The 8,612-nt window shown below is 33.9% G+C and carries 7 protein-coding genes and 1 rRNA gene; 6 read left to right on the top strand and 2 right to left on the bottom strand.

The genetic code is table 11. The features are described from left to right. Positions 1-530: 530 nt before the first annotated feature. Positions 531-2,462 (top strand): glycosyltransferase, encoded by a 1,932-nt coding sequence (locus DET63_RS29840; protein ID WP_113938641.1) that lies wholly within the window; start codon positions 531-533, stop codon positions 2,460-2,462. 66 nt (positions 2,463-2,528) lie between these two features. Beyond that, the gene (locus DET63_RS29845) at positions 2,529-3,305 is read left to right on the top strand and encodes a class I SAM-dependent methyltransferase (protein WP_113938642.1); all 777 of its coding nucleotides are present in this window, start codon (positions 2,529-2,531) and stop codon (positions 3,303-3,305) included. Between the two features lie 40 nt (positions 3,306-3,345). Here the strand turns inward: DET63_RS29845 and DET63_RS29850 are convergent, their stop codons facing one another. Further along, on the bottom strand, positions 3,346-4,290 hold the full coding sequence (locus DET63_RS29850; RefSeq protein WP_113938645.1) for an NAD-dependent epimerase/dehydratase family protein: 945 nt from the start codon (positions 4,288-4,290) through the stop codon (positions 3,346-3,348). A 302-nt stretch (positions 4,291-4,592) separates the two neighbouring features. Between DET63_RS29850 and DET63_RS29855 the strand changes: the two genes are divergently transcribed. The 4 genes from DET63_RS29855 to DET63_RS29870 all read left to right on the top strand — a co-directional run bounded on the left by DET63_RS29855 (position 4,593) and on the right by DET63_RS29870 (position 8,505). Then, positions 4,593-5,387, top strand: a complete 795-nt coding sequence (locus DET63_RS29855) for a sulfotransferase family 2 domain-containing protein (protein ID WP_113938643.1) — start codon at positions 4,593-4,595, stop codon at positions 5,385-5,387. A gap of 204 nt (positions 5,388-5,591) precedes the next feature. Then, the gene (locus tag DET63_RS29860) at positions 5,592-6,314 is read left to right on the top strand and encodes a class I SAM-dependent methyltransferase (RefSeq protein ID WP_002029458.1); all 723 of its coding nucleotides are present in this window, start codon (positions 5,592-5,594) and stop codon (positions 6,312-6,314) included. A gap of 26 nt (positions 6,315-6,340) precedes the next feature. Continuing rightward, complete coding sequence (locus tag DET63_RS29865) at positions 6,341-7,213, top strand: class I SAM-dependent methyltransferase (protein ID WP_088038215.1); 873 nt, start codon at positions 6,341-6,343, stop codon at positions 7,211-7,213. Positions 7,214-7,428: 215 nt separating this feature from the next. Next, a complete protein-coding gene (locus DET63_RS29870; protein ID WP_113938644.1) occupies positions 7,429-8,505 on the top strand; it encodes a glycosyltransferase WbsX family protein in 1,077 nt (358 codons plus the stop codon). Positions 8,506-8,519: 14 nt separating this feature from the next. On the opposite strand, the gene rrf is transcribed toward DET63_RS29870, so the two are convergent. After that, a 5S ribosomal RNA gene (rrf, locus tag DET63_RS29875) occupies positions 8,520-8,612 on the bottom strand; the annotation flags it as partial.

An 8,612-nucleotide genomic window follows, 5' to 3' on the forward strand; every position in this document is an offset into this window, starting at 1 on the left:
TCAAACTCTCCAATAAAGTTAGTTTGTCTAGCATCTAAAAATAAAAATTGACGTTCACGTTGTTTGTTTCGTTCAGTTTTCAAAGAACTTGTCTGTCGCTCATTTGCGACTTCCTTATGTTAACATCTTCGTTAGTTAATGTCAACTAAGTTTTTCATTTTGTTTGCCGCGTTCTGCGTTATTGCATCGGCGACTTGTTCTATATTACACCTCTATATCCTAATCGTCAATACCTTTTATCCTTTTTATTTTATAAATTCTAAAGGGTATTGAACCTTCTTCATTTATACTCCGTTCCTAGAGATTAATAAACTGGTGCAATCACTTTCATAATCGACAGTTTATACTTTCTTACTTACACCTTTCTAAAGAATGAATAGCAAGCCAAACAAATATATATTAAAGGTAACACTTTTTATTTCGAGTACATTCCAGCTGCATTCACAATTATCTCCTACCACTTCTCTCTAGGAATTATAAATACACCATGCATTTACTAAAAATCTAATTAACTTAGGAGGCGTTATGAAATGCATGTTAATAAGAAGATCATTTATGTATCCCATGATGCCCATTTCCACGGAGCACAGCTGCTTTCTTTACATACTATTAAAGCTCTTAAAGAAAACTTTCATTACTCCGTCGCAATTATTTCTATTGGAACGGGCATTTTAATCCACGATTTTCAAAAGTATGGTCCTGTTTATTGCCTAGAGGAAGACTACCCAACAGAAAAAAGGGTCGAATTATTAATAAAGAAGTTACTATCACAAGACTATACCATCGCCATATGTAGTACCGTCATAATTGGTGATATAGTTGCATTACTAGCTAAACACAATATAAAAGTTATTTCATTAATACATGAATTGCCGCATTTAATACAACAGTACTCTGCCGAGGGGAAAGCTAGAAACATTGCCCAGTTTGCTTACAAAATTGTCTTCCCTTCACAGTACGTGTATGAAAAATTCCGTACAATCACCCAATTAGATCATCAAAAATGTCACATCCTCCCTCAAGGCTTGTTTAACCACAATCCTTATAAGAACAATATTGCAAAAGCTAGAAGCGAATTACGAAAAAAACACAACCTGCCTCTAGATAGCAAAATCATTTTAGGAGTAGGTTTCGCTGATCATCGGAAAGGGATAGATTTATTCTCACTTATTGCTTACTCAGTAAGAAAGGTTCATACGAATATTCATTTTATCTGGGTCGGGAGAACGGATGTTCATTTCTTTAACACGCTATCCCCAAGATATACAGCACATTTCACATTAGTTGAGCCTACTCCAGATATCGGTTTATATAACGCCGGGGCTGATTTATATTTGTTAACTTCAAGAGAAGATCCTTTTCCAAACGTTGTTTTAGAGGCATTAGATACAAAAGTCCCTGTTATAGGGTTTAAAAACGCTGGAGGTTTTGAAGATGTTGTTACGGAACAAACTGGCGCCTTAGTAGACTTTTTAAATTTACCGCAGGTGCTGGAAAGAATATATGAATTTATTGGAGATGAAGACTTACGATTACAAAAAGGGCGCTTTGGCCAAGAGCTTATTGAAAAAGATTTCAACTTTCTTCATTACATTTATCAACTGTTAAACCTACTTGATCATAATTACAAAAAAATAAGCGTAATCATACCGAACTATAATTACGAAAAATACTTATCTAACCGAGTTAAATCCATATTAAACCAAACCTATCCCCTTTACGAACTAATTTTCCTAGACGATGCCTCTACTGACAATAGCGTATCTATATTTGAACAGCTGCTCTCAAACGAAAATAAGCCCCACCTAAAAGTTCAGCAGATTATTAATGATAAAAACTCTGGTTCTGTATTTAAACAATGGATAAAAGGCATCTCTGCAGCAACCGGTGATTATATTTGGATTGCAGAGGCCGATGACTTATGTGATCAGACATTTTTAGAAGAAGTAATCCAAGGGTTTCATATAAATCGTGATGTTACCTTAAGCTACACACAATCAAAACAAATAGATGAACAAGGAAATATCCTAGCCAATCATTATTTAGATTACACAAATGATATTGATAAAGAAAAATGGAAAAGTTCTTATTTCCGAAAAGGGATAGATGAAATACAAGATACATTACTTATCAAAAACACCATACCTAATGTCTCAAGTGTAGTTTTTAAAAACATAGATATAAAAACTACAGAAAAACAATTAGAAAAGTTTAAAGTAGCTGGTGATTGGTTTTTCTATGTTTCTATTCTTAAAGAGGGGAACATTTATTTCAATCCAAAACCGCTAAACTATCATAGACGACATACAAATAGCGTAACGAGAACAGAAGATTCATATTCCCATTACAGTGAAGTTGTACAAATGCAGAATTTCATTAAAGAAACCTTTACTATCGACGACATTTCAAAAAAGAAAATGTACACATATAGAAAGTACCTTAAAGCATATTTGAAGATTTAATGATATATTTTCTTCGCCATCAGTATCTCTTGTAAAACGTTACTATCATTTAAAGGGGGTTACTCTTTGAAAGAATTTATAGAAGCAAATAAAGATTTGCTTTCTCAAATTGCACACAAATACAATGTAAATGTAAGTATCCATCCAGAGGATCATATCTTTCAATTCCTTGTCACTAATCCAGTCTTCCCATCTAAAAAAGAAGCGATAGATTATTATTTTCAAGATGGGAGAAAATCTGCAGAAACACTTTTAGATTTAATTACTTCCTTTTATCCCCCTATAGACACTCCAATTAAATTATTAGAATTCGCATCCGGATATGGCTGCGTAACACGTCATTTATTAAACCCACAAACGAACTTAAGTATAACTACCTGTGATATACATGAAGAGGCTATTACTTTTATTGAAAACACATTAAATACTTCTTCTATCTTATCTCACCCTGAACCTGAACAAGTAAAATTGGCCTCGTCTACGTATGATATCGTCTTTTGTCTATCCTTTTTTTCTCATATGCCTGATACAACTTGGTTTCGTTGGCTTCAAACATTGTATAATGCTGTTTCTCCTGAAGGCTTACTCATTTTCACAACTCATGGTTATCAAAGTAAAAAGTACTTCAGCTTTCCAGATTTAAATAAACAGGGTTATTGGTTTCTCCCTTCTAGTGAACAATTGGATTTAGATGTTCATCAATACGGGCAAACGATCGTTAGTCCCTCTTACGTATGTGACAAAATTAAATTATTACCCTATAACCCTGTCATCAAAAAATACACTGAAGGTTTTTGGTGGGAACATCAAGACCTTTGGGTAATAAAAAAAGAAATAAAATAATAAACCATGCTCTACTGATACAAAAGTAGGGCATGGCTTATTATTTTTTACTAAATAAGAACTCTTCAATCCATAGCTTATTTAATCTAATTCCACTTTTGAAATCTATTTTCGGTTCCCAATTACATTCTCGTCTTACTCTATCTATATTTAAAATGATTTTTTGAACATTTTCTTGCCTTTGTTTATAGCAGGTAAAGTCCACTTTTCTTTCCGTTAATTTCTCCAATTCTACTATAATTCGCTTTAAAGAGAGACCCCTTCCGCTCCCTATGTTATACACACAAGATTTCAAACGATTTAATTGTGATAGTTGTATAGTGATTTCAACTAAATCATCGATATAAATATAATCTCGAATAATCTCTTGTGGATTCCCATATATATTAATCTTGTCATTACTGAGATGCTGATACAAAAAACAATTTATTGCCCCAACTTTCTTTAAAGGATTTTGATATTTTCCATATGGATTAGAATATCTACATACAACATAGTCAATTCCGTATTTTTTCTTATAAAAGTACAAGTAATTTTCAAGCGATACTTTTGTTATTCCATAAGGAGAAAGTGGTTTTAATGGATGTTCCTCATCAATAGGTAAATATTCCGGTTCACCATAAACCGTGCCTCCAGAAGATGCTAATACAATTTTTTTAACAGGAAAATTTTTAACACTTTCCATGAAGTTAAGAAAAAAAAAGCTACTGTTTATATCTCCGAAAACATCTTCAATTGAAGTTGCTACATTAGACGTTGCAGCTAAATAAATAATAATATCCACACTCACTAAAGCTTTATATATATCTTTAACATTCGCTAAATCACCTTTAATAAATTCAACTTCACTTATAATATTTTGAGGAAAATTATTTATATGTCTGGAAAATACTTTTACATTTTGACCCTGTTTTAATAAACCTATTGCGAGGTTAATACCAATGAAACTATTTCCACCTACTATTAAATAATTATTCTTCCTCATAATATCCTCTCTAGTAATAAAATTTTTACTCGTCACACCTAGAAATACAAATAAATGAACTTGGTCACTTCTATTATTCATCCTCTTATAATTGTATGCCCCTTATAAATTTTCATTATCTTTATTTTATATTTTCCTTTTAGAATCGATACCTTATTTAAGATGACCGCAAAAACACTCATAATATTTACTCATTCCCATGAATATATTGGATTAGTAAAAACTTGCCTTCTCATATTCTCGTTTATTCTATTTAAAAACCTTCTCCATAAATAAAACTTTCAAAAAGGAGCACTACATGTATGAAGAATGTAAATCAAGAGCTTTTAAATCATGTAATCCTACATAAAGATCGAATCCCACATTTCCATAAAGACTTTCCACTTATACTATTCTGGAGCCATAGAAGCGGATGTACTACTTTAGCTAATTGGTTCTTTTTTCAAATTGGATTATTTACTGAAGCAAAGAAATACCATGACTTTATTCATTACTATGAATTCTGGGTGTATAAAAACAACACCAACTACATACCAGAGTTACAAAATGGGCTTCTAACAGCAAAAAAAGATGTTTGTAAACTTGTACGGAATCCCTATACAAGGGCGGTCAGCTCCTTTTTATTGCTTGCTGACAATCCATATGCTAGCCCTCAATGGGAAAGTATCCGGCATTATTTTTATAATGACAAATATAGTAATCAAGGAATATCATTTAAACAATTTTTATATTACGTTCAAGCATGCAGTTCCAATTCCCTAGCAATAGATATACATTTTAGTCAGCAATACGTCCCAGGTGAAGAAAACTTCATCCAATGCTATATTCCTTTAGAAGATTTTAATACACAAATCACCAAGATAGAACACACGTACGATTTGACTAAATCAAATTTAGCGCTTCTTACAAATTCAGATCATCATCGTGCTCATAAGATGCTTTATACGGGAAGCTATGCAGAACTTAGCATTACAGATGCATCCTTCCCCCGCTTTCCAACATATGAAAGCTTTTATGATAAAGAAACCATGGGTTTAGTTACAGAAATATATGCACAAGACTTTGAAATGTATCCGTACACAAAAGGGACATTCTAAGTCGATACATTCTTCAATGAATAAAAGCGAATGTATCGCATAGCATAAAGTGAAACTTTAATTAGCGTGGGGTTCTCTCCCGCTAATTGTTCCATTCTACCAATCTCACTTTTATGAGTTCCCTAATTTCCACCCACTCTCTTTGATTTCGCTGGTTGTTGACGTGTGTGTCATATGCATTTTTTTACACAGGAGTGATGTCATGTGGAAGGTAATTTGAAGCACAATAATGGATATTGCGTTATTTGTGAGAAGAAAGCTACATTTATAGAGCATAATGATTGGCTTAGAGATCACTACTTATGTTCTACATGCCACTCTATACCAAGGCAGCGCGCTCTAATCCATGTTTTAAATACATTTTTTCCAAAATGGGGTTCCTATCATATCCACGAATCCTCTCCTGGGGGAATTACAACTCAACTACTAATAAAAAACTGCAAAAACTATACATACTCTCAATACTTTAAAAACTACCCTCTCGGCCAATACTTTCAAGGGGTTAGATGCGAGAACTTAGAAGACATGACTTTTCAAAATGAATCTTTTGATTTATTCATTACTCAAGATGTCTTTGAACATGTAATGGAGCCAAACAAAGCCTTTAAAGAAATAGAGCGTGTATTAAAGCCTGGCGGCGCTCATGTGTTTACTGTCCCTTGGTATCATACACTCACAAAGACTTTACAAAGAGCAAGAATCAATAAAGAAGGAATCGAATATATTGAGGAGCCAATTTATCATGGTAATCCTATTGATGAGAACGGGTCTTTAGTAACATTTGATTGGGGTCAAGATATGATTGAATACATTTATACACATGCAAATATGTATACCATTGTTTATTTACACAAGGATAGATCACTGGGGTTAGATGCTGAATTTCTACATGTTTTTATTAGTAAAAAACACGAAAATGATTTTTAGGAACTATATAATTTGGAGGTTAACAAATGAATAACTTTAAGTTAGGAAGTGATTTTGATAACCTTGTTAGCCCACTTTCTGATGTTGAACTTCTTAATCTATTTATACAAAGTTGCTCACAAACAAAGATAAATGGCATCCCAGTACCTATGTTCCCCTCCGAAGAAATTCAACAACAGTTTGTAGGTGCTTCCTATGAACATGCTCTTTATGAAGCATATTTGTTTTATAGCCTTGTAAAAACATATGCCCAAAATTTAGGCGTTCCCTTGAATAAAGAACGGAAAATTTTAGACTTTGGTTGCGGATGGGGAAGAATCATACGCTTCTTTTTCAAAGATGTTCGCCATAAAAATTTACTTGGTATTGATGTAGATCCTGCAATGATTAACCTTTGCAACGAAACGTTAGGAAGAGGCAGGTATAAAATAGCTCCCCCACAACCTCCTGTAGAATTTATTAATGACAATTCATTAGACATCATATTCGCTTATTCTGTATTCTCACATTTATCCGAAGAAACTGCAGAAAATTGGATAAAGGAATTTTCAAGAATTCTTCGTCCAGGTGGAATCTTCATCGCCACAACACAAGCACGCTATTTTCTCGATTTCTGTCAACAATTTAAGGAACACCCTGAATTAATTCAAACGGGATGGCATAAAACTTTATCTCAAGCTTTTCCAGATATAAATCGTGCCATCTCGGATTATGAAAGCGGCAATTTTATCCACAGCCCTACGGGAGCTGGAGACGTTAGAAACAGTAGCTTCTATGGGGAAACCGTTATACCTAGAACTTATATTAAAAACCACTATGAGAAGTATTTAAAGCTACGGGACTTTTTTGATGATACAAACCGGTTACCCCAAGCTCTATTTGTTCTCCAAAAAGATTAACTCTTTTCGCTCATTTTATAATGAAGATCATTTTGTATCTCAGCCGTATATATTAAATCATCAAAGATTTCCATATCAAGCAAACTGCACAAAAGAATTCATTATGCAGCATAAACACAGTAAGTAAATAACATATCTCATGTTTTAACTAGATTCGAAAAATCAAAAGTAACTTCCCACCACTTGAACTACGAAGAACATAAGGGGGATATATTTTGAAAATAATCGCTTTTTACTTACCACAGTTTCATCAAATAAAAGAAAATGACCGATGGTGGGGGAAAGGGTTTACTGAATGGACAAATACTAAAAGTGCACGACCTTTATTTTCAGGACATTACCAACCTAGAGAACCTTATCAAGATTTTTATTATGACTTAACCACCCCATCCGTAAGAAAATGGCAAGCAGAAATCGCCAAAGCACATGGCATATATGGTTTTTGTTATTACCATTACTGGTTTAAAGGGAAGAGGCTATTGGAGGCACCCTTTAATGAGGTACTTAAGATGAAGGAACCAGATTTTCCATTTTGCCTTTCTTGGGCAAATGAACCGTGGACAAAAACTTGGGATGGTCTTGATAGTCACATATTAATGCCTCAAAATTATGGAGAATTATCGGATTGGAAAGAACACTTTGAGTATTTATTGCAAGCTTTCCAAGATGAGAGATATATCCGTATAGACGATAAACCACTATTCATTATTTATCGCCCTGGGCATATCCCTCATTGTGAACAAATGCTTCATTATTGGAATACACTCGCACAAGAAAATGGTTTGAAAGGTATATACTTTGCAGAAACATTAAACAGCTTTCCACTTCCTAATATAAATGGATTTGATGCTAGCATTCAATTCGAGCCTTTTTATACAATTGCTCATGATAGCTCTTCAGACATAAATAAGACAATATATGAGTCTGGTAAACAAATAAACGCTTGGGATTATGATAAAGTGTGGATGTATATACTAAAGCGATCTCCTCCAGAGAAAAAAACATTTCCTGGTGCCTTTGTTGACTGGGACAATACAGCACGCCGCAAAGACTTAAATAGCAGCATCTTCCTAGGTTCTACCTCTAGGAAGTTCACGATATATTTAAGCAAACAAATCCAGCGTACCTATTCTCTTTACAACAGCGAGTTTTTATTTATTAATGCGTGGAATGAATGGGCAGAAGGTACTTACTTAGAACCAGATAAAAGGCATGGATTCGCCTATTTAGAAGGAGTTAAGCAGGCAATTAACAGAGGTATGAAAGCATACAAAAAAGACGAGTCATTCTGACTCGTCTTAAAGTTGCTTGGCGACGTCCTACTCTCACAGGGACAAGGTCCCAACTACCATCGGCGCTAGAGAGCTTAACTTCCGTGTTCGGTATGGGAACGGGTGTG

The organism is Bacillus sp. DB-2 (assembly GCF_003315125.1).
GTDB lineage: Bacteria > Bacillota > Bacilli > Bacillales > Bacillaceae_G > Bacillus_A > Bacillus_A mycoides.